This is a genomic window from Allorhizobium sp. nf9_anc, from assembly GCF_056323085.1.
In genome coordinates this window covers 683,530-709,105 of the sequence record NZ_CM150481.1, presented here as the reverse complement: position 1 = coordinate 709,105, position 25,576 = coordinate 683,530, and the positions used below count along the sequence as shown (strand labels likewise).

Genomic DNA, 25,576 nt, shown 5'->3' with positions numbered 1-25,576 from the left:
ACTGATATGCTTCTCGTAAGAATTCCTTGAGGAGGTAAGACATGGGTGCCTTTACCACTATGACCTCCAAAGGTCAGATTACGATCCCGAGCGAAGTTCGAGATGCACTGAAGCTGGAACCGGGCACAAGGTTCTATGTCGCCGCTCGCAATGGCCAGGTGGTGGCGATCCCGAAAAACAAGAACCTGATGGATCTCGCCGGCGTCTTCAAACTGCCTCCGGGGGTAAGCTTGAGCCTGGAAGATATGGAGGCGTCTGTGGCCGACGCCGTAGCGGAAGACGATAAGCGCATCCTGCGCGAAACGGCAGAGCGATTGAAATGATCGGCGTCGACACCAACGTGCTCGTCCGATTTCTTGTCGAGGACGATCCGAAGCAAAACGCACTTGCGCGCGATTTCTTCTCGAAACGAAGCGCAGAAGACCCGGCTTTTGTCAGCGCGATTGTTATCGCAGAAACTGTTTGGTTGCTACGTCGGCGAGTGAAGCTTCCTTCGGCGACCGTAAGCGACCTCATTCAGAATTTGTTGGCGGCGGATCGCCTCGTGGTGGAATTCACCGAAGAGCTGGACGCACTCCTTTCTCAGGAGACGCCAGGAACAGATATCGCCGACTATCTGATTGCCTGGTCGTCCAAGCGGGCTGGCTGTCATCAGACCGTGACATTCGACAAAATAGCAGCCCAGGCAATGCCCGGCATGGAACTTCTCGCATGAACACCAACAACCCGATCCTGACCCCGGAAAAGCGTGGCGAAGACCTCGATGCGGCTCTGCGCCCGCAGACGCTCGACGACTTCACCGGTCAGGCCGAGGCGCGTGCCAATCTGAAGATCTTCATCGAGGCGGCCAAGAACCGCGGCGAGGCGCTGGATCACGTGCTCTTCGTCGGCCCTCCCGGCCTCGGCAAGACGACGCTTGCCCAGATCATGGCCAAGGAGCTCGGCGTCAACTTCCGCTCGACCTCCGGTCCCGTTATCGCCAAAGCGGGTGATCTCGCGGCTCTTCTCACCAATCTCGAAGAGCGCGACGTACTCTTCATCGACGAGATCCATCGCTTGAGCCCCGCCGTCGAGGAAATCCTCTATCCGGCCATGGAGGACTTCCAGCTCGACCTGATCATCGGCGAAGGCCCCGCCGCCCGCTCGGTGAAGATCGACCTGTCGAAGTTCACCCTTGTCGCCGCCACCACCCGTCTGGGCCTTCTGACGACGCCGCTGCGTGACCGTTTCGGCATCCCGGTTCGGCTGAATTTCTACACCGTCGAGGAGCTGGAATCGATCGTCCGCCGTGGTGCCCGCCTCTTGAACCTGCCGATGACGGAAGACGGCGCCCGCGAAGTCGCCCGCCGCGCGCGTGGCACGCCCCGCATCGCCGGCCGTCTGCTGCGACGTGTCCGCGACTTCGCCGAAGTGGCTCGCGCCGAGGCCGTCACTCGCCAGATCGCCGACGAAGCCCTGACGCGGCTCAACGTCGACAATATGGGCCTCGACCAGCTCGACATGCGCTACCTCTCGATGATCGCCGTCAACTTCGGCGGCGGCCCTGTGGGCATCGAAACCATCGCCGCCGGCCTGTCGGAACCGCGCGACGCCATCGAAGATATCATCGAACCCTACATGATCCAGCAGGGCTTCATCCAACGCACCCCGCGTGGCCGTGTTTTGACGGCCACCGCCTGGAAACACCTCGGCATGACACCGCCCAAGGATCTCGAAGCGGCGCAATTCCGGCTCACGCTCGAGGACGATTGAGACCGTGTCCAAACGCACCCTCATCACCATCAAGGACAGCAAGCGGCGCTTCAACCACCGCATCGCCGGCCTCGCCTTCCGCGACGGTCATGTGCTGGTCCACCGCGCCACACATGAGACCTTCTGGACCTTTCCCGGCGGCCGCGCGGAGATCGGCGAGACTTCGACGGAAACACTGGTGCGCGAGATGCAGGAAGAGCTGGGCGTCGAGGCCGTCGTCGGCCCGCTGCTCTGGATTGTCGAGAACTTCTTCGACTACGAGGGCAAGGCGTGGCACGAGCTGGGTCTCTATTACCGGATGGAGATCCCGAACAGCTTTCCCTTCCACCCCACCGACATCATCCACCGCAACGAGGACGGCAAGAATTCTCTGGAATTCAAATGGGTGCCGGCGACACGGGAAGCGCTGAAGGCCCTGGATATCCCACCCTATTTCATCGCCGAAGAAATCGAGAACCTGCCGGCCTCGCCGAAACATGTGGTCTGGCACGATGGGGACCTCGACACGCCATGACAGAGACCACACGGTTCATCCGCAAGCTCGCCTATGCCAATATGCTGGCCAACGACCGCCTGCACGAGGCCGTCTCGCAGCTGGAGCCCGGAGAATTCAAGGCACCCCGCACGAGCTTTTTCCCTTCGCTCGTCGCCACACTCAATCATATCCTGATCATCGACTGGTTCTACGTCGACGCCCTCGAAGGCGGTGATCTTGGCCCGAAGGCCTGGGCCAATCAGATCCCCTTTCCCGACCACGCCGACCTTCGCGCAGCGCAATTGGCATCCGACCGACGCCTGCTCGCCTTTTGCCTGGCTCTAAACGACGAATACCTCGACCGCCCTGTGAGGATCCATCGCACAGGCCGCATCCAGGTGGAGCGATGCGACGATGTGCTCTCCCACCTCTTCCAGCACCAGACCCATCATCGCGGCCAGGCGCATGCCATGCTGGCTGGCACCACAATCAAGCCACCACAGATCGACGAGTTCATCGTCGCCGATGACGCGGCAAGCCGTTCGGATGTTCTTCAGCGGCTGGGGCTAACAGAAGCGCAGGTCATGAACCTGCGCGAAGCCTGACAAGCCGGTCGCACCGCATCTGCGGAGCGCATGCATCAGACAATCCGCATATCATAATGACGCCACATGCCAGCCCCTTTTCCGTCCAGATACGCCAGTAATGAGGCGGCGGACCTAAGGTTAAGTGCGGCCCCTTAAGTCGACGCAATGAGTAATTCCTGATTTCACAGTCAGCATACGCCCGGCGTTTGCGGAAATGGTTCCGCACGTCTGTAAAACTGGACAGAAGGAGGAAGTGGGGGCCTCGCACAACCTGAAGGATTCCCGTTATGGGTCTCATGTACCTTATCGATACATTACGCCTCGATCCCGTCGCATCCATCAAGACGGGGTTGCGTATCGTCCACTTCATAGGCCTTGCCTTGGGCCTGGGGGCGGCAACAGTTCTCGACCTGATGATCCTGAAGTTCTTCCTCAGGGGCAAGGTAACGTCCGACCAGTGGAACGTCTTCCATTTCGGCTCGCGGATCGTCAATGCCGGCTTGATCCTTCTTTGGATCACAGGGCTTGGCTTTCTAGCCTATTACAGCGCCTTCGATCCGATCCGGCTCGGCAATGAAAAGGTCTGGGCCAAGATGACGATCGTCCTCATCCTGACGATCAACGGGATCTTCCTGCACATGGCCGTGCTTCCCAAGGTGAAAGCGCAGATCGGACGCTCACTGCTCGACGGAATGTCGACCGGACAGCGCAGCCTGTTCTTTGCCTCGGGCGCCCTGTCGGCCACCTCCTGGTACGTCCCTCTGCTTCTCGGCGCGATGCCGCAGCTCAATTTCGTCGTACCGATGACGACGATCCTGCTCGCCTATGCCCTGCTGCTGACGCTTGCCTTGCTGGCAACGCAGCTCCTCCTTCTGGCACTTGGAGACGACCGGCGCTCTGAACTGCCCTCCAGCCTGCGCGATCGGTCGAAACCGGTCATGGGGCTTGCCTGACGAAGACTGAACCGGAGGCTGGCGCGTAAGGGCCGGCCTTCTATCCAGCCTAAGCGGATCCCTGAAACACGATCCAGGTTTGCGAAACTCCGCCACTTTCTGCTATGCGCCTCCTGACGAGATTACCGGGCTAGGCACCGAGCAGTGCCGCCCATGCAGGACCAGGGACGGCAATGTCTTCGATGGAAATATCGCTCTCCGGCACGCTGACAGCAGATGGTCATCACCTGACCCAGCGCGTCTACTATGAAGACACCGACTTCTCCGGCGCCGTCTATCACGCCCGCTACCTGCATTTCATGGAACGCGCCCGGACGGATTATCTCCGCTGCGTCGGCGTCGAGCAGTCGACACTCTTCCAGGCCTCGGACGAAGGCCTCGCCTTCATGGTCCACCGCATGGAGATCGACTTCAAGGCCCCTGCCCGCATGGACGACATCATCACGGTCGTGACCGTCACCGAAAAGGCCGGCGGTGCGAAGATGATCCTGCAGCAGGAGATCCGCCGGGGCGAGCAGATCTTGATCGCCGCCAAGGTGGTGATCGCTGTCGTTAACCGCGCCGGTCGCCCCAGACGCCTGCCGGATGCTCTCGCCAAACAGTTCCTCGCCTGAATTCACAAACCCCTGATCAAGGCCCTTGGTAACCCCTTTTTAACCTTAATCGGGTCTTACTCGGCGCTTGGAAGTTTGTGCAGCGCACGCCTTCCTTTGACCAAATTTTCATCCCAGAAGCACTCTGGGAGCTAAGGCGGGAAAAGGGTTTCGGCGGCTGCAACCGCACAAGTTTTCCACCAGTAAAGCTCATGTCGCCGCCCGGTCCAACCCACCGGGCGTTTGGATTTCGGGGAATTGAAGGCGATGGAACAAGTTGGAATGGCTGCTGCGACCCATGACGTGAGCCTTTGGGGCCTCTTCATGCAGGCGGGCCTGATCGTCAAGCTCGTCATGATCGGCCTGATGGCTGCCTCCGTCTGGACCTGGGCGATCGTCATCGACAAATACTTGAGCTACGCCCGCGCCCGCCGCCAGTTCGATCAGTTCGAGCAGGTCTTCTGGTCAGGCCAGTCGCTGGAAGAGCTCTATCGCACCCTTGCCGAGCGCAACAACACGGGCCTTGCCGCCATCTTCGTCGCCGCCATGCGCGAGTGGAAGAAGAGCTTCGAGCGCGGCGCCCGCTCGCCGATCGGCCTTCAGATGCGCATCGACCGCGCCATGGACGTGACAATGGCACGCGAATCCGAAACGCTCGAATCGCGCCTGTCGTCGCTGGCCACGATCGGCTCTGCCGGTCCCTTTATCGGCCTCTTCGGTACCGTCATCGGCATCATGACCTCGTTCCAGGCAATCGCCGGCTCTAACAATGCCAGCCTCGCGGTCGTCGCACCGGGTATCGCCGAAGCATTGCTCGCTACCGCAATCGGCCTGATCGCCGCTATCCCCGCGGTTATCGCCTACAACAAGTTCTCCGGCGAAGCGGGCAAGCTCTCGTCGCGCATGGAAGGCTTTGCAGACGAATTCTCGGCCATCCTGTCGCGTCAGATCGACGAGAAGCTGCAGCCGCGCCAGGCGGCACAGTAAGGCCCGGAAGGCAGGGGACGCATCATGGGTATGTCGGTCGGATCGGGTAGCAAGGGTGGCGGACGCCGCGGACGTCGCGGTGGCAAGAAAGCCCTCGTCAGCGAAATCAACGTCACGCCCTTCGTCGACGTCGTACTCGTGCTGCTGATCATCTTCATGGTTGCAGCACCAATGATGACGGTTGGCGTGCCGATCGACCTGCCGCAGACGCAGGCCAAGGCGATGAGCAGCGAAAATCAGCCGATCACCGTCTCGGTCAATCCGGCGGGCGAGATCTATCTGCAGGAAACGGCGATCCCGATCGAGGAAGTCGTGCCGAAGCTGCAGGCGATCGCCACCACCGGCTACAATGAACGTATTTTCGTGCGTGCTGATACCGCCGCCACCTATGGCATCGTCATGCAGGTCATGGCGCGGATTTCGTCGGCCGGCTTCACCAATATCGGTCTCGTGACCTTGCAGGAACAGCAGAATTGATCGGACGGACATGAAGGGCAGCCTCTTCACATCCTCGTTTCTGCACACACTGGCGCTCTCTGCAGCCCTGGTGAGCCTCGGCTCGCCCGAAAAGCTGGAGATCGCCCCGATGGAAACCCTCCCCGTCGACATCGTCCCGATCTCGGAATTCACCCAGATACAGCAGGGCTCCAAGACGGCACCGATGGCGGAGACATCCGCACCCGTGCCGACGAAAAAGCCGCCGATCGCCGAACCCGCTGAAAACTTCGGCGACAATGAAGTCGACCTGAAATCCCCGCCGACGCCTTCGCAGCGCCCGGTCGAGCAGGAAGTCGCGGCTGCACCGAAGAAGGTGGAAACGCCGGCACCGACACCTGATCCGGAAGTGAATGAGGTCAAGGAAGTCGTGCCCGAAGAGACGGCACCTCCGCCAGAGCCCGAACCGAAGCCGACTGAAGAGGCCGTGCCCGAAGAGACGGTTGCCGAAGAGATCCCCCTGCCCGAGAAGGCGCCGATCCCGGCTGCCCGTCCGCAGCCAGAGATCGCCAAGCCCGCAGAAAAGAAGCCGCCGAAGCCTGACGCCAAGAAGGACACCAAGGCCCAGGAAACGGCAAAGTCGAAGCCGCAGATGGAAAGCGACTTCAACGCCGATGACGTGGCGGCCCTTCTCAACAAGACAGACGCAGCCGGTGGCGGCGCAAAACGCTCTACGGCACCTGAAGCGCTGGGCGGCAGCACCAATACCGGCGGCTCGACGCTGAGCCAGAGCGAACTCGACGCGCTGCGCGGCATCATCCAGAACAACTGGCTGATTACGCCCGGCATGGCCGATGCTGCCGATGTCCGCGTCCGCGTCACCTTCCGCCTCGACCAGAATGGCGAGCTCGTCGGCGAGCCGGAGGCGACCGCAACCGGCGGTTCACCGTCGGCTCAACAGGTTCTCATGAGCGGGGCCGTGCGCGCCGTTCGAAAGTCCGCCCCGTTCACCAATCTTCCCCCGGACAAATACGACGCTTGGTCTGAAGTTGTCGTCAATTTCGACCCCAGCGAACTGATGTAAGAGCTGAAAGGCTTGGTAAGCATGAAAACTCTCCTTCTCCGCATTCTGCTGGTCTGTGCCGGCATGGCAGGCGCCTTCGTGGCACCTGCAAACGCAGCCGTGGAAATCAACATCAACCGCGGCAACGTTCAGCCGCTGCCGATCGCGATTACCGACTTCATCTCCGCTGATGGCATCGGCGCCCAGATCTCCGCCGTGGTCGAAGCCGACCTGAAGCGTTCGGGCCTCTTTGCCCCGGTCAGCCGCGCCGCCTTCATCGAGAAGATCTCCAATCCCGACCAGCCTCCGCGTTTCGAGGACTGGAAGGTCCTGAAGGCAGAAGCCCTCGTCGTCGGCCGCATCGTCCGCGAGCCGGATGGTCGCCTTCGTGCCGAATTCCGTCTCTGGGATACTTTTGGTGGCCAGCAGATGACTGGCCAGCAGTTCTTCACCGACCCGAAGAACTGGCGCCGCGTCGCCCATATGATCGCCGACGCCATCTATGAGCGCATCACCGGCGAAAAGGGCTATTTCGACACCCGCATCGTCTTCGTCTCCGAAAGCGGTCCGAAGACCGACCGCAAGCGCCAGCTCGCGATCATGGACCAGGACGGCGAGAACATGCGCCCGCTAACCAGCTCAAAGGACCTCGTGCTGACCCCGCGCTTCTCGCCGAACCGCCAGGAAATCACCTACATGTCCTTCGAGGGCGACCAGCCGCGCGTCTATCTGCTGCAGCTGGAAACCGGTTCTCGCGAGGTCGTGGGCAACTTCCCCGGCATGACGTTTGCGCCGCGCTTCTCGCCGGATGGCCAGCGGGTCATCATGAGCCTGCAGCAGGAAGGCAATGCCAACATCTACACGATGGACCTGCGCTCGCGCACCACGACCCGCCTGACCTCGACAGCGGCCATCGACACTTCGCCATCTTACTCGCCTGATGGCAGCCAGATCGTCTTCGAAAGCGACCGTGGCGGCCGCCAGCAGCTCTACATCATGGGTGCCGATGGCTCCGGCCAGCGCCGCATCTCGTTCGGCGACGGTTCCTACTCGACCCCGGTCTGGTCTCCCCGCGGCGATCTGATCGCTTTCACCAAGCAGTCGGGCGGCAAGTTCTCGATCGGCGTGATGAAGACGGACGGTTCGGGCGAGCGCATCCTGACGACGGGCTTCCACAATGAAGGCCCGACCTGGGCACCGAACGGCCGCGTGTTGATGTTCTTCCGCCAGAACGCTGGCGCCGGTGGACCGCAGCTCTACTCGATCGACCTCACCGGTTACAACGAGCAGCTGGTGAAGACGCCGTCCTTCGCGTCTGACCCGGCCTGGTCGCCGCTGATGGAATAGTGATCGGAAAGAGGCGCTTTTGCGCCTCTTTCTCGCCGCAAACGGCCTGCAATCGCCATCTTCGACGCGTGATTTGACAGTTTGTTAACCATGATTGTTGGAAGCCGGTTAACCGCGATTGGTTAAGGTCCGGCAACCCTAACAGAGAATTCAAGGAGACCGGCGATGAGCCGCATTCATTCCCCGGCCACGAGCCGTCTGCAGAAAATGGCAACCAACCCGGCCATGATCGCATTTGCCGTGGCTCTTGCCCTCGCAGGCTGCGCCAACAAGAAGAACCTGCCCAACAGCGCTGGCGAACTCGGCCTCGGCGCCGGTGGCGCTGGTGCCGCAACTCCGGGTTCGGCCCAGGACTTCACCGTCAACGTCGGCGACCGCATCTTCTTCGACACCGACTCGACTTCGATCCGTGCCGATGCCGCTCAGACGCTCGACCGTCAGGCCCAGTGGCTGGCCCGCTACCCGAACTACGCGATCACGATCGAAGGCCATGCCGACGAACGCGGCACCCGCGAATACAACCTGGCCCTCGGCGCACGCCGTGCCGCCGCCACCCGCGATTACCTCGCGCAGCGCGGTGTTCCGGCTCAGCGCCTGAAGACCATTTCCTACGGCAAGGAACGTCCGGTCGCCGTCTGCGACGACATTTCCTGCTGGTCGCAGAACCGCCGCGCCGTCACCGTTCTCGGTGGCGCCGGCATGTGATCCGGTCCACCCGGCAATCACCAGCACGTGAAGGCGGCCCCTGGGCCGCCTTTTACTTTTCTCCATACTTTGGCCGAACTTGGTTGCTTTTTGCAGGCAATTGGGAAAACTCCTGTCGGCGCTGGTTCGGCGCAATTCGCCGCGAAAACAGGAAAAAGGAACATGAACAAACTTGTGATGGCCGCTCTGCTTGCGACGGCCTCGCTCATGGGACTGCATGGCAGCGCGAACGCGTTCCAGCTGTTTCCAAACGTCCAGTTCGGCCAGAAGACTGCGCCCGAACATTCGCCCAAGGCCGAGGTGCATCTCGCCCAGGCAACAGACCCGACCCTGCGTGTTCAGCAGCTTGAGGAAGAGATTCGCGCCTTGAACGGCCGGATCGAGGAAATGAGCTTCCAGCTTCTCCAGATGCAGGAAACCATCCGCAAGCAGCAGGAAGACAACGAGTTCCGCTTCCAGGATCTCGAAAAGAAGAGTGGATCTCTGACCCGTCCCGTCCAGGGCGGCCAGCAACAGGATTCCGTTGCCGAGATCATCACCGAAACACCGGACGTCGGCGCAACCGCCGACGCTTCCTCGGCCGGCCAGGCGCCGGGCACCGCTCCCGCCGAACAGACCCTCGGCTCGATCGCGCTCGACGAAAGCGGCATGCCGGTCACGGCAACGCTCAATCAGGACGCCCTCGGCAATAGCTCAACCGCCCTGCCCGGCGTTGACAGCGGCGTGACGGCTCCCTCGACCACCGGTCAGGCCGCGCCCTCGCAGACAGCCTCGCTGAATTCCGAAAGCGATGTCTACCAGGTGGCCTATGCCCATGTGCTCTCCGGCGACTATTCGCTGGCCGAGAGCGAATTCCGGGATTTCATCGCCGCCTATCCGAGCAGTGCCAAGATCGCAGATGCCAACTTCTGGCTTGGCGAGGCCCTCTATTCGCAGGGCAATTACAACGAGGCGGCCAAGACCTTCCTCAACGCGCACCAGACCTACAACACCTCTCCCAAGGCACCTGAAATGCTGCTGAAGCTCGGCATGTCGCTGGCTGCCCTCGACAACACAGAGACCGCCTGCGCCACGCTGCGCGAAGTCTCCAAGCGCTATCCCAAGGCTTCCCGCGCCGTCGTATCCAAGGTCGCGAGCGAGCAGAAGCGCCTCGGCTGCTGATGGCCGCGCGCCGCGCGGCAGGTTCGCCTGTGCCCGACCTCTCGCCCGAAGCGGCGATCGAAGATTTCCTCTATGCCCTCCGCCGCCCGACGCGCCTGCTGGTCGCCATCTCCGGCGGCAGTGATTCGACCGGCCTTCTGCTTTCCCTGCAGCGCGCGATCGCAACGCAGCGCTTTCACCATCACCACACCCTGACGGCCGCAACCGTCGACCATGCTCTGCGCCCCGGTTCAGCCAACGAAGCGCGCGCGGTCGCCAAGCTTTGCGAACACCTTGGTATTCCCCACCGCATCGCACGCTGGTCAGACGCGAAACCCGAGCAGGGTCTACCCGCCGCCGCCCGCCACGCGCGTTATCGGCTCCTCGCTGACGTAGCCGACGCGCTCGGTGCCGATGCAATCGTGACCGGCCATACGCTCGATGACCAGATCGAAACAGTCGCCATGCGTGCCGATCGCTCGACAGAGGGCGCTCTCGGCCTTACCGGCATGGCACCTGCTACCCTCTACGGGGGCCGTCTCTGGATCCTCCGCCCTTTTCTGCGCACCCGCCGCGGCGCTGTCCGCAGCTATCTGGATGGCCTCGGCCAAAGCTGGATCGATGACCCTAGCAATGAAGATCCCCGTTACGAACGCATCCGCATTCGCCAGTCGGCACCGACGATCTCACCTTCGGCAATCGAGGAGGCTGCTCGCAAACGGGAGGCACTGTCCCTCGGCGCGGCCACGTGGCTTGACGCATCGGCAGAGGTCTTCACCGGTGCCGTTGTGAAAATCGCGCTTTCGGGCGACGCAGCTCCGTCCGAAATCCGCGATCACGCACTCGCGGCACTGACGGCCATTCTCGGCGGCAAACCGCACCGGCCGGCGGCAACGAGCCTTGCGCGCCTGGCCGATGCACTCGACGCTGGCAAGGATTTCCGGCTCACAATGTCGGGATGCCTGGTGCTGCGTCGGGGCCAGGACCTTTTTCTGCTGCGCGAAAGGCGCGGTTTTTTGCCGCTGTCCCTGCCGCCAACAGCCACGATGGTTTGGGACGGGCGCTACCTGATTGAGAACCAAAGCGCGGACGAAGTGACCGTCACAGCCGGACCAGCCGCCGAAATCATCTCAGAACTTCCCGGCGCAGTGCGCTCTGCACTTGCTGGAAACTGCCCGCAAGTCATTGTGGACAAAGAGCTTTCGGGTGCCGCAAGCGATAAGATCACCATCACCCCGCGCCTCTCGCTCTTCGCAGACTTCATGCCCGGCTTCGACCAGCCACTCGCCGATGCTATCGCCCGCATTCTCGGCGCGGAACCGGCCCCGCCCTCACCCATTTAAGACTTATTGACGGAAAACGATCTGCGAGGGTGCGTTTGCCTTGGCAAGGATGCGCCACGATCCTATGTTATGAGATAATTCTGCGGGGCTCCGTCCCGCACCACAGGTTCGGGGAGTTCAATGAACCCAAATTTTCGCAATTTCGCGCTCTGGGCGATCATCGCCCTTTTGCTGATCGCGCTGTTCAGCATGTTCCAGACGTCGCCTTCGCAGACGGCCTCGAGCGAGATCCCCTATTCGCAGTTCCTGCGCGAAGTGGACGCTGGGCGCGTTCGTGAGGTGACGGTCACAGGCAACCGCGTTCTCGGCAAATATGCCGAATCCGGCACAGCCTTCCAGACCTATGCGCCCGTCGTCGACGACAACCTGCTCTCCAAGCTGGAAGCAGAAAACGTCATGATCGTCGCGCGTCCGGAAACCGACGGCTCCTCAGGCTTCCTGAGCTATATCGGCACGCTCCTCCCCATGCTGCTGATCCTTGGTGTCTGGCTGTTCTTCATGCGCCAGATGCAGGGTGGCTCGCGCGGCGCCATGGGCTTCGGCAAGTCCAAGGCGAAGCTTCTCACCGAAGCGCACGGCCGCGTCACCTTTGATGACGTCGCTGGCGTCGATGAAGCCAAGCAGGACTTGGAAGAAATCGTCGAATTCCTGCGCGACCCGCAGAAGTTCCAGCGCCTCGGCGGCAAGATCCCGCGCGGCGTGCTTCTCGTCGGCCCTCCGGGCACAGGTAAGACGCTGCTCGCCCGCTCGGTTGCTGGCGAAGCTAACGTCCCGTTCTTCACGATTTCGGGTTCTGACTTCGTCGAAATGTTTGTCGGTGTCGGCGCAAGCCGCGTCCGCGACATGTTCGAGCAGGCCAAGAAGAACGCACCTTGCATCATCTTCATCGACGAAATCGACGCCGTCGGTCGCCATCGTGGCGCCGGTCTTGGCGGCGGCAACGACGAACGCGAGCAGACGCTGAACCAGCTGCTCGTCGAGATGGACGGCTTTGAAGCGAACGAAGGCATCATCCTGATCGCCGCGACCAACCGTCCCGACGTTCTCGATCCGGCCCTTCTGCGTCCGGGCCGTTTCGACCGCCAGGTCGTCGTGCCGAACCCTGACATCATCGGCCGCGAGCGTATCCTCAAGGTGCATGCCCGCAACGTTCCGCTGGCTCCGAACGTCGACCTCAAGGTCCTCGCCCGTGGCACGCCCGGCTTCTCCGGTGCGGACCTGATGAACCTCGTCAACGAAGCAGCCCTGATGGCCGCCCGCCGCAACAAGCGCGTCGTTACCATGGCAGAATTCGAAGACGCTAAGGACAAGATCATGATGGGTGCGGAACGCCGCTCCTCCGCCATGACCGAAGCCGAAAAGAAGCTGACCGCCTATCACGAAGCCGGCCACGCCATCACCGCTCTGCAGGTGCCGGCAGCCGACCCACTGCACAAGGCAACCATCATTCCGCGCGGCCGTGCACTCGGCATGGTCATGCAGCTCCCCGAGGGCGACCGCTACTCGATGAGCTACAAGTGGATGGTCTCGCGTCTCGTCATCATGATGGGCGGCCGCGTCGCCGAAGAGCTGACCTTTGGCAAGGAGAATATCACCTCTGGTGCCTCTTCCGACATCGAGCAGGCCACCAAGCTTGCCCGCGCCATGGTCACCCAGTGGGGCTTCTCCGACGTCCTCGGCCAGGTCGCTTACGGTGAAAACCAGCAGGAAGTCTTCCTCGGCCACTCGGTTTCCCAGTCAAAGAACGTCTCGGAATCGACCGCCCAGAAGATCGACATGGAAGTCCGTCGCCTGATCGACGAGGCCTATACCGAGGCCCGCCGCATCCTGACCGACCACCACGACGCCTTCGTCGCGATCGCCGAGGGTCTGCTTGAATACGAAACGCTCTCGGGCGAAGAGATCAAGGCGCTGATCCGTGGCGAGAAGCCGTCGCGCGACAGCGGTGACGACAGCACGCCAAGCCGTGGTTCGGCCGTGCCCTCGACCGGCCGCAAGGACGCCCCGAAGGGTGGGGAAGCCGAAGGCGGTCTGGAACCACAGCCGCACTGAGCGCAAAAATGCTTCAAGATCGAGGCCACCCCAACGGGTGGCCTTTTTCGTTTCAGATGATCCTATCAGCAGAATTTAGTGGACGACCGGGTACCCGGTAACGCCGTGTAATCGTTTTTAGCGCTATTTTACGTGTCCTTTACTGCGTTCTGTGGCATGAGCAGCCAACAAGGGATCCCCGCGCGATCGCTCACGAATGATGACGTTCCAAAGCGGCTGAGATCCATAGGACTTGAAGGAACACTTGATGACACGTCGTTACTTCGGCACGGACGGCATCCGCGGCCTCTCCAATCGCTTCCCCATGACACCGGATCTCGCCATGCGGGTCGGCATCGCCGCCGGTACGATCTTCCGCCGCGGCGGCCATCGCCACCGTGTCGTGATCGGCAAGGATACGCGCCTGTCCGGCTACATGCTTGAAAACGCCATGGTCGCCGGCTTTACGGCAGCCGGCCTCGACGCCTTCGTTTTGGGCCCCATCCCGACGCCCGCCGTTGCCATGCTGACGCGCTCGCTGCGTTGCGACCTCGGCGTGATGATCTCGGCCTCGCACAATCCCTTCGCCGACAACGGCATCAAGCTCTTCGGCCCCGATGGCTACAAGCTCTCGGACGAGCTGGAGCTGCAGATCGAGGACATGCTCGAGAAGGACATCTACGGCCAGCTCGCAGCCCCCAATGATATCGGCCGCGCCAAGCGTATCGACGGCGTGCATGACCGCTACGTCGAGTTTGCCAAGCGCACCCTGCCCCGCGACGTCACCCTGCATGGCCTGCGCGTCGCGATCGACTGCGCAAATGGCGCGGCCTACAAGGTGGCCCCCGCAGCCCTCTGGGAGCTCGGCGCCGAAGTGGTGACCATCGGCAACGAGCCGAACGGCACCAACATCAACCTCGAATGCGGCTCGACCCACCCGGAAACGCTGCAGAAGAAGGTGCATGAAACCCGCGCCGACATCGGTATCGCGCTCGATGGCGACGCCGACCGGGTCATCATCGTCGACGAGAACGGCACCGTCATCGACGGAGACCAGCTGATGGCGGTCGTTGCCGAAACCTGGGCGCAGGACGGGCTGCTGCGCGGCAATGGCATCGTCGCGACCGTCATGTCGAACCTCGGCCTGGAACGCTTTCTCGGCGACAAGGGCCTGACGCTCGCCCGCACCAAGGTCGGCGACCGCTATGTCGTCGAGCACATGCGCAGCCACGACTTCAACGTCGGCGGCGAGCAGTCCGGCCACATCGTGCTCTCCGACCACGGCACGACCGGCGACGGCCTCGTGGCCGCGCTGCAGATCCTCGCCGCCGTCAAGCGCACCGGCCGCACGGTCAGCGAACTCTGCCATCGCTTCGAGCCCGTGCCGCAGCTCCTGCGCAATGTCCGCTTCTCCGGCGGCAAGCCGCTGGAAGACGCCGTGGTCAAGCAGGCGATCGCCGATGCCGAAGCCGAACTCGCAAAGTCCGGTCGTCTGGTCATCCGCCCCTCCGGCACCGAACCCCTGATCCGCGTCATGGCGGAAGGCGACGACCGCGAGCAGGTCGAGCGCATCGTCAACGAACTGGTGGATGTCATCGGCAGCGTGCGCAGCGCCGCCGCCTGAGCCGTCGCCAAATTCCTGAAAAGCAAAAAGCCCGGCTGCGATGCAGCCGGGCTTTTGTTTGTCTCGATCGAGTGTGACGATCAGGCCGAAAGCTTCGCCATGACTTCGTCGGAGACTTCGAAGTTCGAGTAGACGTTCTGCACGTCGTCATCGTCTTCCAGCGTGTCGATGAGCTTCATCAGCGAAGTCGCCTTTTCCTCGTCGACTTCGATGGTGTTCTGCGGCTTCCAAATGGCCTTGACCGATTCCGCACCACCGAGCACGGCTTCGAGCGCCTTGGAGACCTCGTTCATGTCTTCGAAGGCGCAGTAGATCGTGTGGCCGTCTTCATCGGACACGACGTCTTCGGCACCGGCTTCGATCGCCGCTTCCATGACCTTGTCGGCATCGCCGACAGCAGCCTTGTAGGTGATCTCGCCGACATGGTCGAAGGAGAAGGATACCGAACCGGTTTCGCCGAGTGCACCACCGGCCTTCGAGAAGGTCGAGCGGACGACGGATGCCGTACGGTTGCGATTGTCGGTCAGCGTCTCGACGATGACGGCAACGCCGCCCGGACCATAGCCCTCGTAGCGGATCGCGTCATAGGTCTCAGCATCGGCACCGGACGCCTTCTTGATCGCGCGCTCGATGTTGTCCTTCGGCATCGACTGTGCCTTGGCGTTCTGCACGGCAAGGCGAAGGGCCGCGTTCATGGTCGGGTCAGGCAGACCGGTCTTTGCAGCAACGGTGATTTCGCGCGCAAGCTTGGAGAACATCTTGGAACGGATACCGTCCTGCTTCCCCTTGCGGTGCATGATGTTTTTAAACTGTGAATGGCCAGCCATGGCACCCCTGATCAGGTCTGTATGTTGGGAATGGGCGCCTTATACGGGCGAAATCCGCCCGGTTCAAGGGTCATCAACCCTCTGCAAAGCGCCGCTGGGTGAGGAACATCTGACCTTGAACTTCGTTGCCTCCACGGCAAAACCCAAGGAGACAAAAGATGGCAAGCTTCACTGAAGCCAAGGAAAATCCCGTAGAACAGCTTTGGGAGGAAATCGACGACGTGCATGCCGGCATGCTCGGTCTCGTCGGCTCCGATCTTCTCATGCGGCCCATGGCACCGCAGGCGGATCGCTCGACACATATCATCTGGTTCTACACCAAGACCGACACCGACCTTGTGAAGGCACTTCGTCAAGGCAGCCGCGGCCAGTTCTGCGTCGTCGGCAAGAACCACGACTATCATGCATCGCTGACCGGCAGCCTGACGGTGGTCAAGGACCAGGCCAAGATCGACGAATACTGGAACTCGGTCGTTGCAGCCTGGTACGAGGGCGGCAAGTCCGATCCCCTCCTCACCATGCTGGCGCTTTCCCTCGACGAGGGCGAGATCTGGGCCTCGACGGGCAGCACCATCAAGTTCGGCTGGGAAATCGCCAAGGCGAACCTCAACCCGGAAAAGATGCCTGACGTCGGCGTTCATCGCCACGTCCGCTTCGCCTGAGGCGAAGGGGGTCGGTCAGACCCCCTGAAGCACGAGGATCAGCGGCTTCTTCGGCAATGTCCGCATGGACACGGTGAAGCCGCGGTTCTCCGAGATCTGCGTATCGAAACTGTCGTCGAACATCGACAGGAAGGTTTCGATCGGCGGACCTCGGCGATGCATGGGCAGGATCACGGCGGATCGTAACCGTTTGACGATCCGGCTCATGCTGTCGGCGCCGAGCGTCAGTCCACCGTCGACAGGCACCATCAGAATATCCAGGCGGCCGATCTCGCCATAATGCGTATCGGTGAGCTCATGATGCAGATGGCCGAGATGCCCGATGCAGAGACCCGCCACTTCGAAGATGAAGATCGAGTTGCCGTTTGCCTCCATCGATCCGCCCCAGTCGCGGATGTCGGTCGGCACATTGCGGATATAGGCGTCGCCGACCACCAGGCGATGTTCCACGGGCTGCCCCGACTGCGTCTCGTTCCAGCCCTGCAGAACAGCACCGATCGCCGGATCCGGATTGAGCGTGTAATGGCTCGAATGCGCCTTGTTCATCGTCACGACATCTGGCGTGCGCGACGTTCTCAGCCATCCGTTGAAGTCAGTGGCAATCGAAATGCCGCCGGGCGTATCGATCTGGAAGGTCGAATGTCCGACGAAGGTGATGACAACGTCTTCCTGCACCTGCGCGAGGGTGAGCGCAGGAGCCCCCGAGGCTTGCGGGGTGAAATTGGCATATTGAACATTCGGGATCTTCTCGGCGATCAGCTGACACTGGCTGACCTGTGGCCGATTGGCTTCCTGTGCAAACACGCTGCTGGCCAAAGCCGTGAGCGCCATCGTGGACAACACCAGTCTCAGCATCATGCCGCTCCCTGCACCGTCTTCCCTGCGGCTCAGAATGCGGGAGCGTCGGGAAAGCGTAAAGCGGCCTCCCCGTCTGCGAGCGTCACAATGGCGTTATCGCCGGGCGCTCAGGCCCAGAACGGCGGGATCGTCTCGGCGAGGCGTGGTCCAAGCCGCAGCGGCGCGATCTTTTCGGCCAGTCCCGTTGCATCGGAAATCTCGACGCCAACGCCGCAGATCGTGGCCGGACCGCTCGCCGCCTCAAAACGCCCCTTCGGCATCTTGGAGATGAAGCGGTTGAGTGGCTCTTCTTTCTCCATTCCGAGCGAGGAGTCATAGTCGCCGCACATGCCGGCATCCGACATATAGGCCGTGCCACCGTTCAGTATCTGGTGGTCGGCGGTCGGCACATGGGTATGGGTACCGACAACGAAGCTTGCACGGCCATCGACGAAATGCCCGAAGCACTGCTTCTCGCTGGTCGCCTCCGCATGGAAGTCGAACACGATGACGTCGGCTTGCTCCTTCAGCGGACAGGCCGCCAGGATCGTCTCGGCCGACTTGAAGGGGTCGTCGAGTTCGGGATGCATGAAGACGCGGCCCATGATGTTGGCGACAAGCACGCGCGCGCCATTGCGGGCATAAAACAGGCCGGAGCCCTTGCCCGGTGTGCCGGCGGGGTAATTTGCGGGGCGAAGGAACTGGTCATGGCGCGTGCAGAAGGAGACGGCCTCCTTCTGGTCCCAGACATGGTTGCCGGTGGTGACGACATCAGCACCCGCATTGATCGTCTCAAGATAGATGTCCTCGGTGATGCCGAAGCCGCCCGCAGCGTTCTCGCCGTTGACGATGACGAAATCGAGCTTCAGGTCGGAGATCAGGCCCGGCAACCGCTCCCATACAGCCGTACGTCCGGTCTTGCCCACCATGTCTCCGAGGAACAGAAGTCGCATTTTCGTCCAATCACTCCATGAATCTTTTGAGGCCGCTTTCGGTCAGCACGGCCTCTAGCCGGACATCATGGGCCTCGAAGGGCACTTCTGCCACCTCCTGACAGTCGAATGCAATGCCGATCAGCCGCGGATGCCGGCCTTTTTCCCTCAGACGAGCGATCGCGCGGTCATAATGACCCGCACCATAGCCGATCCGATTGCCGCTGGCATCAAAGGCGGAGAGCGGAACCAGGAGCAGATCCGGGTCGAGAACGGCCGCCTCCGGCCCCGGGCCACGGGTGCCGAACCCGGTATTCACGAGTTCTGCACCGGCCACGAGTTCGCGAAAGACGATCGTCTCCTTGTCCATGACGACGGGCAGGCAGAGGCGCGCGCCCCGTGCCTTGAGCCGCGCCATCAGCGGGCGGATATCCGCCTCGGAGCGGATCGGGAAAAAGCCGGAGACCACGAGCCCCGGCTCCATCTCCAAAGCGTCGCCGGCATGCTCTGCCATCGCGAGGCCGTGCTCAAGCCTGAGCTCCGCCGGGATCGCATCTCGGACCGCCAGTCGCGCCTTGCGGATTCCGGCCTTCAATTCCCGCTTTTCCACCACTTGCGGCTCCTTTCTTCGCAACCTCGCCAAATATGGGGAGGCCAGACACCAGAAAATCGTGTTTTTGCACTTCATCAACTTGGTTTGAAAATACCCTAAAAAACCAAGGATTAACTCAAAGCGCTTAGACTAAGGATCAAGACAACGTTCAAGGGGCATTTCTATGCAGTTCTTTTCGCGCTTCGGCATCACGAAAACAATCACCGCGACGACGGTCATGATCTTGATCGCGGCGCTCGGAGCCGTGGCGTGGGTCATCTCCGGCAGCATTGAGACGCGCATCCAGCAGCAGGCGATTGCCGGCCAGGATGCAAGCCTTCGTACCGCCGCCACCATCATCGAGCGCGACCTGCCGGGCACCAAGGTGACCTGGGCGAAGGACGGCAATGTCGAGCGGATTGTGATGGAAGGGATCCCGAAGGAATTCACCGAACACACGATGATCGACACGATCGGCCGCATGACCGGCCAGACGGCGACGATCTTTGCGTGGGACGCCGAGAGCAAGGACTTCTGGCGCCGCACCACCAACATCATCAAGCCTGATGGCAACCGTGCGGTCGGAACGGCACTCGGCCAGACCGGCGCCGTCTATCCCTTCTCGGTCAAGGGTCAGGTCTATCGCGGCGAAGCCGTCATCCTGGAAACGCCCTACTACACGATCTACCAGCCGATCTTCTCTCCGGCCGGCGACGTGCTCGGCATCCTCTATGCCGGCGTTCGCAAGGCCGACATCAACAGCATCGCCACCGAGATGACCTATGCCATCGGCACGACAGCCCTGATCGTGCTTCTGATCGCAGCCACGCTCATTGCACTGCTCGTCCGCCGTATCGTTGGCTCGCTGCCCCGCCTGACCGCCGTCGCCGATCGCCTGGCCTCCGGCCAGCTCGAGACCTCCGTTCCGGATCAGCATCTGCACAACGAGATCGGCGCCCTCGCCCGCTCGATCAACGTTTTCCGTGAAAGCGCTATCCAGAAGATCGAAATCGAGCGCCGCGCAGCAGACGCTGCTGCCCAGGGCGAGCGGGACCGCGCAGAGAACGAGAAGGCGAAGGCCGAAGACTCGCGCATCGTCCAGGAAGCCGTTGACGTGCTCGCCGACTGTCTGAACCGACTGAGCGACGGCGACCTCACGGTCCGCATCGATCGCACCTTCACCGGCAACCTCGATCGCCTGCGCGTCGACTTCAACGCCTCCGTCGAGAAGCTCAGCAGCACGCTTTCCGAAATTCGTGTGGAAACCAGCGGCATCGAGGCAAGCTCTGCCGAAATGCGCTCTGCCACCGACGATCTCTCGAAGCGTACCGAGCAGCAGGCTGCCTCGCTGGAAGAAACCTCCGCCGCCCTCGAACAGATCACCTCGACGGTCCGTGGCTCGTCTTCCAAGGCCGACGAAGCGGCGACCATGGCAACCAAGGCGCGCCAGAGCACCGAGAACTCCAGCAAGGTCGTCTCGAACGCGATCGAGGCGATGAGCCGCATCGAGCAGGCATCCAGCGAAATCTCGAAGATCATCAACGTCATCGACGAAATCGCCTTCCAGACCAACCTGCTGGCGCTGAACGCCGGCGTCGAGGCGGCTCGCGCCGGTGAAGCCGGCAAGGGCTTTGCCGTCGTCGCCCAGGAAGTCCGCGAACTGGCTCAGCGTTCTGCAAATGCGGCCAAGGACATCAAGGCGCTGATCAACAAGTCGGGCGAAGCCGTCGCCGGCGGCGTCTCGCTGGTCCAGCAGACCGGCAACGCGCTGGGTGAGATCTCCAGCCAGGTGGCCGTCATCAACGACCACATCACATCCATCGCGTCTGCTGCGCGTGAACAGTCGACCGCGCTCAACGAGATCAACGGCTCCGTCAACCACATGGACCAATTCACCCAGAAGAACGCCGCCATGGTGGAAGAGGCAACCGCCGTCACGCACCGCCTGGCCGACAGCGCCCGCAACCTCGCAGGCCTTGTCTCGCAGTTCCGCATGGCCGGTGCGGCAACCTCTGCCGCCCGCTCGTCTGCTGCACCGACCTACTCCGCATCGGCACCGGCCTACCGCCCGGCCGCACGTCCGGCTGCTGCTGCAGCCGAAACCCGGCCCGTTGCCTCCCCGGCCCGCAAGATGGTCGGCAATCTCGCCAAGGCATTCGGCGGCGGCAACACGGCCGCAGCCGCATCGCAGGACAACTGGGAAGAATTCTGATCCCAGCCGCCCAATCAACAAAAAGCCGTCGCGAGCGATCGCGGCGGCTTTTTTGTATGATCTCGATGAGATGAAAAGGTGCGATCCACGGCAACCGATGGAGATTTACGATCCTGGGTGCCTACAAACGTAGGTGGGCGCCATATGTCCGAGCCCACGGGCCCGGCCAGGGACAGCTCCCTTTGGATCGAGTATGGCCCCAGGGATTGTGGTTCCTGTCGTGAGGCGCAGACCGCGATTCAGATATAGGCGCTTCGCAGGCAATGCGCCAGTGGGCTTGGCAAATAGTCCTCAGCCCTGAGGCTGGGGCGCGGGCCGCTGGGTGAGTTTGCGGGTAATGCCGTTCAGACGCTCTGCGAGGTCTGATATAGCATGCGCCACGGCTTCTTCGCGGTGATGCACACCTGAAAGAACCGTATCGCGCCCGTCGCGGAACCCGGCAAGTTCAGCTTCGGCGGCAGCCAGACGGCGATTGATCTCCGCCATCTCATCCATGACCATGATCCCGGCCATGACGGTGATACGGAGATCGCCGATTTCGCCGAACTGTCCCTTGAGATGGCCGACATAGCGATCGAACTGGCTCGCAAGCTCGGTGAGATGGGCCTCCTGGCCCTCCTCGCAAGCCATGCGATAGGCTTTTCCGTCGATCGTGACTGTCACCTGCGACATCGGCCTTCCAACTCTTTCTCACGCGCGGCGTTCTGACGCCGGAAGCAACTAACGCTGTTGTCGACCGTTCAGCGGTCGAGCACCGCCCGGATCGTTTCCATCGCCGTGACAAGACGCCGGGAAACCTCGCGGTTGACTTCTTCGAGGCGGTTCGCCCGAAACTCCGACTGATCGAGCTCCTGGGCAAGCCGCGCCCGGTCGGCATGAACCCGCCGAACTTCACCGTCGATCTCCGTGCTCTCGCGCTCCGCTTCGAAACGCATGTCGACGGCGTTCTCGAGCCCGGCGACAGCCTGACGTAGCGCTGCGAGCGCGGCATCAACCGAATTTTCCGCCGGCATTCGTTCGCCCCTGCCTCAGTGATGTCTGTTCGCTACACGAATCGTCGTGGCCGCCCCGACCATGTGTGCCGGGACAGTAAGCCCCGGGCTTGCCGCGCGTCAATAAAGCGCGGGCCGTTGGAAGAAGCCAATTCTGTGGAAGACTGTCCCGATTTGCTGCTCCCGAAGTCATCTTCGGAACTCGCACAGGAAAGAGGCAAAGAGATGTTTTCTTGATCCCAGAAACGCCCGAAGCCGGCCCATTTGTTGACTTGCGCGATGCACCTGATAAGGATCACCCCCGTTCAGACGGCCCGTCCCGGCAGGCCGTATCTCGAAGCCCCGGAACAAGCGGATAAGCCATGATTTCTCCCGAAAAACATCAGCGGATGGCGAATGCGATCCGTTTCCTCGCCATGGATGCAGTGGAAAAGGCCAATTCCGGCCATCCCGGCATGCCCATGGGCTGCGCCGATGTCGCGACCGTTCTTTTCACCCGCTACCTGAGCTTCGACCCCAAGAACCCGCTCTGGCCCGACCGCGACCGCTTCGTGCTGTCGGCCGGCCACGGCTCCATGCTGATCTACTCGCTCCTCTATCTAACCGGCTATGAGGACATGACGATCGAGGACATCAAGTCCTTCCGTCAGCTCGGTGCCAAGACTGCCGGCCACCCGGAATATGGCCACGCCTCCGGCATCGAAACGACAACAGGTCCGCTCGGCCAGGGCATTGCGACTGCCGTCGGCATGGCGCTCGCCGAAAAGAAGCTGGAAAACGAGTTCGGCTCGGAACTGCAGAACCACTACACTTATGTGCTTGCCGGTGACGGCTGCCTCATGGAAGGTATCAGCCAGGAAGCGATCACGCTCGCCGGCCACCTGAAGCTCAACAAGCTGATTGTCTTCTGGGACGACAACGGCATTTCGATCGACGGCGCGATCTCTCTCGCCGACTCGACCGACCAGCACGCCCGCTTCCGCGCTGCCAACTGGAACACGATCGCCATCGACGGCCACGATCCGGAAGCGATCGCTGCAGCCATTGAAACGGCCAAGAAGTCCGACAAGCCGACCATGATCGCTGCGAAGACCGTCATCGGCTTCGGCGCTCCGAACAAGGCCGGCACCCACAAGGTTCACGGTTCGCCGCTCGGCGCTGACGAAATCGCCGCCACCCGCAAGGCTCTCGGCTGGAACGAGGAAGCCTTCTCGATCCCCGCTGACGTGCTCGACGCCTGGCGCCTCGCCGGCCTGCGCTCGACCAAGACCCGCAAGGATTGGGAAGCCCGGCTCGCTGGTGCCGACGCCGAGAAGCGCGCCGAATTCAACCGCCGCTTCGCTGGCGAACTGCCCGGCACGCTCGCCGGCGCTGTCGACGCCTACAAGAAGAAGCTCGCTGAAACCAAGCCGACGGTCGCAACCCGCAAGGCTTCGGAAGATGCCCTCGAAGTCATCAACGGCGTCGTCACCGAAACGCTCGGCGGTTCCGCTGACCTGACCGGCTCGAACAACACCAAGACCAGCCAGACCAAGTCGATCACCCCAACCGACTTCTCCGGCCGTTACATCCATTACGGCATCCGCGAACACGGTATGGCCGCAGCCATGAACGGCATTGCGCTGCATGGCGGCCTGATCCCCTATTCCGGCGGCTTCCTGATCTTCTCGGACTATTGCCGTCCGTCGATCCGTCTGGCAGCCCTCATGGGCATCCGCGTGATCCACGTCCTGACGCATGATTCCATCGGTCTTGGCGAAGACGGCCCGACCCACCAGCCGGTCGAGCACATGGCAGCGCTCCGCGCCATTCCGAACCTGATGATGTTCCGTCCGGCCGACGCCACGGAAACGGTGGAATGCTGGCAGGTTGCGCTCGAAACAAAGGATCGTCCGTCGGGCATCGCGCTCACGCGTCAGAACCTGATCCCGGCCCGCACCGAATACGAAGAGCGCAATCTTTGTGCTCAGGGTGCTTACGAGCTGATCTCTGCAAGCGACGCCAAGGTCTCGATCTTCGCCTCCGGTTCGGAAGTCGAGATCGCGATGAAGGCTCAGCAGCAGCTGGAAGCCAAGGGCATCTCCGCCCGCGTCGTCTCCGTTCCCTGCTTCGAACTCTTCTTCGAGCAGGACGCTGACTACCAGGAAGCGATCATCGGCAACGCGCCAGTCAAGATCGCCGTCGAAGCCGGCATTCGCCAGGGCTGGGACGCGATCATCGGTTCCACCGGCACCTTCATCGGCATGAAGTCCTTCGGCGCCTCCGGTCCTGCCAAGGAACTCTACAAGCACTTCGGCATCACGGCGGACGCCGTCGTGGCCGCCGCCGAAGCCAAGCTTGCCTGACACAATCCCGCCAGGGCGTCCCCAAGGCGCCCTGACATTGCCCAAGAGCTCAATATTCAATCGGGAGTGCACCAATGACTGTGAAAGTTGCCATCAACGGCTTCGGCCGTATCGGACGTAACGTTCTCCGCGCCATCGTCGAATCCGGCCGCACCGACATCGAAGTCGTCGCCATCAACGATCTCGGCCCAGTCGAGACGAACGCGCATCTGCTGCGTTACGACTCGATCCACGGCAAGTTCCCGGCCACGGTCAAGGTCGAAGGCGACACGATCATCATCGACGGCGGCAAGCCGATCAAGGTCACCGCGATCAAGGATCCGGCCACGCTTCCCCACAAGGAACTCGGCGTCGACATCGCCATGGAATGCACGGGCATCTTCACCTCGCGTGACAAGGCTGCCCTTCACCTCCAGGCTGGCGCCAAGCGCGTCATCGTCTCGGCTCCGGCTGACGGCGCCGACCTGACGGTCGTCTTCGGTGTCAACCACGATCAGCTGACCAAGGACCACTTGGTCATCTCGAACGCATCCTGCACGACGAACTGCCTGGTTCCGGTCGTCAAGACGCTGGATGACGCCGTCGGCATCGACCACGGCTTCATGACCACGATCCACTCCTACACGGGTGACCAGCCGACGCTCGACACCATGCACAAGGACCTGTACCGCGCTCGCGCTGCAGCCCTGTCCATGATCCCGACCTCGACGGGTGCAGCCAAGGCCGTTGGCCTCGTGCTCCCGCACCTCAAGGGCCGTCTCGACGGCACCTCGATCCGCGTGCCGACCCCGAACGTCTCGGTCGTCGACTTCAAGTTCGTCGCCAAGAAGAACACCACCGCGCAGGAAATCAACGACGCCATCATCGCCGCCTCCAACGGCGCGCTGAAGGGCATCCTCGGTTACACCGACGAGCCGCTGGTCAGCCGTGACTTCAACCACGACAGCCACTCCTCGATCTTCGCGCTCGACCAGACCAAGGTTCTCGAAGGCAACTTCGTCCGCATCCTGACCTGGTACGACAACGAGTGGGGCTTCTCCAACCGCATGTCGGACACGGCTGTGGCGCTCGCCAAGCTCATCTGATCATTCGGACATCATCTTGAAGGAAGGCGGGCCAGCAATGGCCCGCCTTCTTTCGTT

The 25,576-nt window shown here is 62.0% G+C and carries 26 protein-coding genes and 1 other RNA gene; 20 read left to right on the top strand and 7 right to left on the bottom strand.

Translation table 11 applies throughout. From position 1 onward, the window contains the following. Positions 1 to 41 precede the first annotated feature (41 nt). The 16 genes from AC02Y0_RS03205 to glmM all read left to right on the top strand — a co-directional run bounded on the left by AC02Y0_RS03205 (position 42) and on the right by glmM (position 15,035). Positions 42 to 323: an AbrB/MazE/SpoVT family DNA-binding domain-containing protein gene (locus AC02Y0_RS03205; RefSeq protein WP_476382348.1), complete on the top strand. Its 282-nt coding sequence runs from the start codon at positions 42 to 44 to the stop codon at positions 321 to 323. Continuing rightward, positions 320 to 715: a PIN domain-containing protein gene (locus tag AC02Y0_RS03200; RefSeq protein ID WP_476382346.1), complete on the top strand. Its 396-nt coding sequence runs from the start codon at positions 320 to 322 to the stop codon at positions 713 to 715. Before AC02Y0_RS03205 ends, AC02Y0_RS03200 begins: the two co-directional genes overlap by 4 nt. Next, a complete protein-coding gene (gene ruvB / locus AC02Y0_RS03195; RefSeq protein WP_054148290.1) occupies positions 712 to 1,752 on the top strand; it encodes a Holliday junction branch migration DNA helicase RuvB in 1,041 nt (346 codons plus the stop codon). The genes AC02Y0_RS03200 and ruvB overlap by 4 nt, the downstream gene beginning before the upstream one ends. Before the next feature lie 4 nt (positions 1,753 to 1,756). Further along, positions 1,757 to 2,266 (top strand): NUDIX hydrolase, encoded by a 510-nt coding sequence (locus AC02Y0_RS03190; RefSeq protein WP_476382344.1) that lies wholly within the window; start codon positions 1,757 to 1,759, stop codon positions 2,264 to 2,266. After that, positions 2,263 to 2,832, top strand: a complete 570-nt coding sequence (locus AC02Y0_RS03185) for a DinB family protein (RefSeq protein ID WP_476382342.1) — start codon at positions 2,263 to 2,265, stop codon at positions 2,830 to 2,832. Before AC02Y0_RS03190 ends, AC02Y0_RS03185 begins: the two co-directional genes overlap by 4 nt. Before the next feature lie 269 nt (positions 2,833 to 3,101). After that, complete coding sequence (locus AC02Y0_RS03180; protein WP_476382340.1) at positions 3,102 to 3,767, top strand: hypothetical protein; 666 nt, start codon at positions 3,102 to 3,104, stop codon at positions 3,765 to 3,767. A gap of 173 nt (positions 3,768 to 3,940) precedes the next feature. After that, a complete protein-coding gene (gene ybgC / locus AC02Y0_RS03175; RefSeq protein WP_476382338.1) occupies positions 3,941 to 4,381 on the top strand; it encodes a tol-pal system-associated acyl-CoA thioesterase in 441 nt (146 codons plus the stop codon). Between the two features lie 246 nt (positions 4,382 to 4,627). Beyond that, positions 4,628 to 5,347 (top strand): protein TolQ, encoded by a 720-nt coding sequence (gene tolQ, locus AC02Y0_RS03170; protein ID WP_307367701.1) that lies wholly within the window; start codon positions 4,628 to 4,630, stop codon positions 5,345 to 5,347. A gap of 24 nt (positions 5,348 to 5,371) precedes the next feature. Beyond that, positions 5,372 to 5,824 carry a protein TolR gene (tolR, locus tag AC02Y0_RS03165; protein ID WP_102018331.1) on the top strand — a complete coding sequence of 151 codons (453 nt, stop codon included), beginning with the start codon at positions 5,372 to 5,374 and terminating at the stop codon, positions 5,822 to 5,824. Positions 5,825 to 5,834: 10 nt separating this feature from the next. After that, on the top strand, positions 5,835 to 6,866 hold the full coding sequence (locus AC02Y0_RS03160; RefSeq protein ID WP_444556366.1) for a hypothetical protein: 1,032 nt from the start codon (positions 5,835 to 5,837) through the stop codon (positions 6,864 to 6,866). Between the two features lie 21 nt (positions 6,867 to 6,887). Beyond that, positions 6,888 to 8,192 (top strand): Tol-Pal system beta propeller repeat protein TolB, encoded by a 1,305-nt coding sequence (gene tolB / locus AC02Y0_RS03155; protein WP_102018333.1) that lies wholly within the window; start codon positions 6,888 to 6,890, stop codon positions 8,190 to 8,192. 165 nt (positions 8,193 to 8,357) lie between these two features. After that, complete coding sequence (gene pal / locus AC02Y0_RS03150) at positions 8,358 to 8,897, top strand: peptidoglycan-associated lipoprotein Pal (protein ID WP_476382335.1); 540 nt, start codon at positions 8,358 to 8,360, stop codon at positions 8,895 to 8,897. Between the two features lie 162 nt (positions 8,898 to 9,059). After that, positions 9,060 to 10,058, top strand: coding sequence for a tol-pal system protein YbgF (gene ybgF / locus AC02Y0_RS03145; RefSeq protein ID WP_476382333.1), 999 nt, complete (start codon positions 9,060 to 9,062; stop codon positions 10,056 to 10,058). Further along, the gene (gene tilS / locus AC02Y0_RS03140) at positions 10,058 to 11,380 is read left to right on the top strand and encodes a tRNA lysidine(34) synthetase TilS (protein WP_476382331.1); all 1,323 of its coding nucleotides are present in this window, start codon (positions 10,058 to 10,060) and stop codon (positions 11,378 to 11,380) included. The genes ybgF and tilS overlap by 1 nt, the downstream gene beginning before the upstream one ends. Before the next feature lie 120 nt (positions 11,381 to 11,500). Next, a complete protein-coding gene (gene ftsH, locus AC02Y0_RS03135; RefSeq protein WP_102018337.1) occupies positions 11,501 to 13,432 on the top strand; it encodes an ATP-dependent zinc metalloprotease FtsH in 1,932 nt (643 codons plus the stop codon). A gap of 247 nt (positions 13,433 to 13,679) precedes the next feature. After that, positions 13,680 to 15,035 (top strand): phosphoglucosamine mutase, encoded by a 1,356-nt coding sequence (glmM, locus tag AC02Y0_RS03130; protein WP_476382329.1) that lies wholly within the window; start codon positions 13,680 to 13,682, stop codon positions 15,033 to 15,035. Between the two features lie 80 nt (positions 15,036 to 15,115). Here glmM and AC02Y0_RS03125 read toward each other — a convergent pair whose 3' ends face one another. Further along, complete coding sequence (locus tag AC02Y0_RS03125; protein ID WP_444556361.1) at positions 15,116 to 15,862, bottom strand: YebC/PmpR family DNA-binding transcriptional regulator; 747 nt, start codon at positions 15,860 to 15,862, stop codon at positions 15,116 to 15,118. A gap of 158 nt (positions 15,863 to 16,020) precedes the next feature. Between AC02Y0_RS03125 and AC02Y0_RS03120 the strand changes: the two genes are divergently transcribed. Continuing rightward, positions 16,021 to 16,524 (top strand): pyridoxamine 5'-phosphate oxidase family protein, encoded by a 504-nt coding sequence (locus AC02Y0_RS03120; RefSeq protein ID WP_476382327.1) that lies wholly within the window; start codon positions 16,021 to 16,023, stop codon positions 16,522 to 16,524. A gap of 15 nt (positions 16,525 to 16,539) precedes the next feature. Here the strand turns inward: AC02Y0_RS03120 and AC02Y0_RS03115 are convergent, their stop codons facing one another. The 3 genes from AC02Y0_RS03115 to AC02Y0_RS03105 all read right to left on the bottom strand — a co-directional run bounded on the left by AC02Y0_RS03115 (position 16,540) and on the right by AC02Y0_RS03105 (position 18,903). After that, positions 16,540 to 17,382: an MBL fold metallo-hydrolase gene (locus AC02Y0_RS03115; RefSeq protein ID WP_476382325.1), complete on the bottom strand. Its 843-nt coding sequence runs from the start codon at positions 17,380 to 17,382 to the stop codon at positions 16,540 to 16,542. A gap of 107 nt (positions 17,383 to 17,489) precedes the next feature. Continuing rightward, positions 17,490 to 18,314, bottom strand: a complete 825-nt coding sequence (locus AC02Y0_RS03110) for a TIGR00282 family metallophosphoesterase (RefSeq protein ID WP_102018342.1) — start codon at positions 18,312 to 18,314, stop codon at positions 17,490 to 17,492. Between the two features lie 10 nt (positions 18,315 to 18,324). Then, positions 18,325 to 18,903, bottom strand: coding sequence for a 5-formyltetrahydrofolate cyclo-ligase (locus tag AC02Y0_RS03105; RefSeq protein WP_476383953.1), 579 nt, complete (start codon positions 18,901 to 18,903; stop codon positions 18,325 to 18,327). A gap of 166 nt (positions 18,904 to 19,069) precedes the next feature. Here AC02Y0_RS03105 and AC02Y0_RS03100 point away from each other — a divergent pair, with 166 nt between their 5' ends. Continuing rightward, entirely contained in the window at positions 19,070 to 21,097 is a 2,028-nt protein-coding gene (locus tag AC02Y0_RS03100) for a methyl-accepting chemotaxis protein (protein WP_476382323.1), read from the top strand. Positions 21,098 to 21,175: 78 nt separating this feature from the next. On the opposite strand, the gene ssrS is transcribed toward AC02Y0_RS03100, so the two are convergent. From ssrS to AC02Y0_RS03085, 3 genes are all read right to left on the bottom strand, one after another. Continuing rightward, a non-coding RNA gene (gene ssrS / locus AC02Y0_RS03095) (6S RNA) lies at positions 21,176 to 21,334 on the bottom strand. A 54-nt stretch (positions 21,335 to 21,388) separates the two neighbouring features. Further along, positions 21,389 to 21,769 (bottom strand): cell division protein ZapA, encoded by a 381-nt coding sequence (locus AC02Y0_RS03090; RefSeq protein ID WP_476382321.1) that lies wholly within the window; start codon positions 21,767 to 21,769, stop codon positions 21,389 to 21,391. 68 nt (positions 21,770 to 21,837) lie between these two features. Further along, on the bottom strand, positions 21,838 to 22,110 hold the full coding sequence (locus AC02Y0_RS03085) for a DUF4164 domain-containing protein (protein WP_076394074.1): 273 nt from the start codon (positions 22,108 to 22,110) through the stop codon (positions 21,838 to 21,840). A 341-nt stretch (positions 22,111 to 22,451) separates the two neighbouring features. Here AC02Y0_RS03085 and tkt point away from each other — a divergent pair, with 341 nt between their 5' ends. Continuing rightward, positions 22,452 to 24,434: a transketolase gene (tkt, locus tag AC02Y0_RS03080; protein ID WP_476382319.1), complete on the top strand. Its 1,983-nt coding sequence runs from the start codon at positions 22,452 to 22,454 to the stop codon at positions 24,432 to 24,434. A 74-nt stretch (positions 24,435 to 24,508) separates the two neighbouring features. Beyond that, the gene (gene gap / locus AC02Y0_RS03075; protein ID WP_444556355.1) at positions 24,509 to 25,519 is read left to right on the top strand and encodes a type I glyceraldehyde-3-phosphate dehydrogenase; all 1,011 of its coding nucleotides are present in this window, start codon (positions 24,509 to 24,511) and stop codon (positions 25,517 to 25,519) included. Positions 25,520 to 25,576 lie beyond the last annotated feature (57 nt).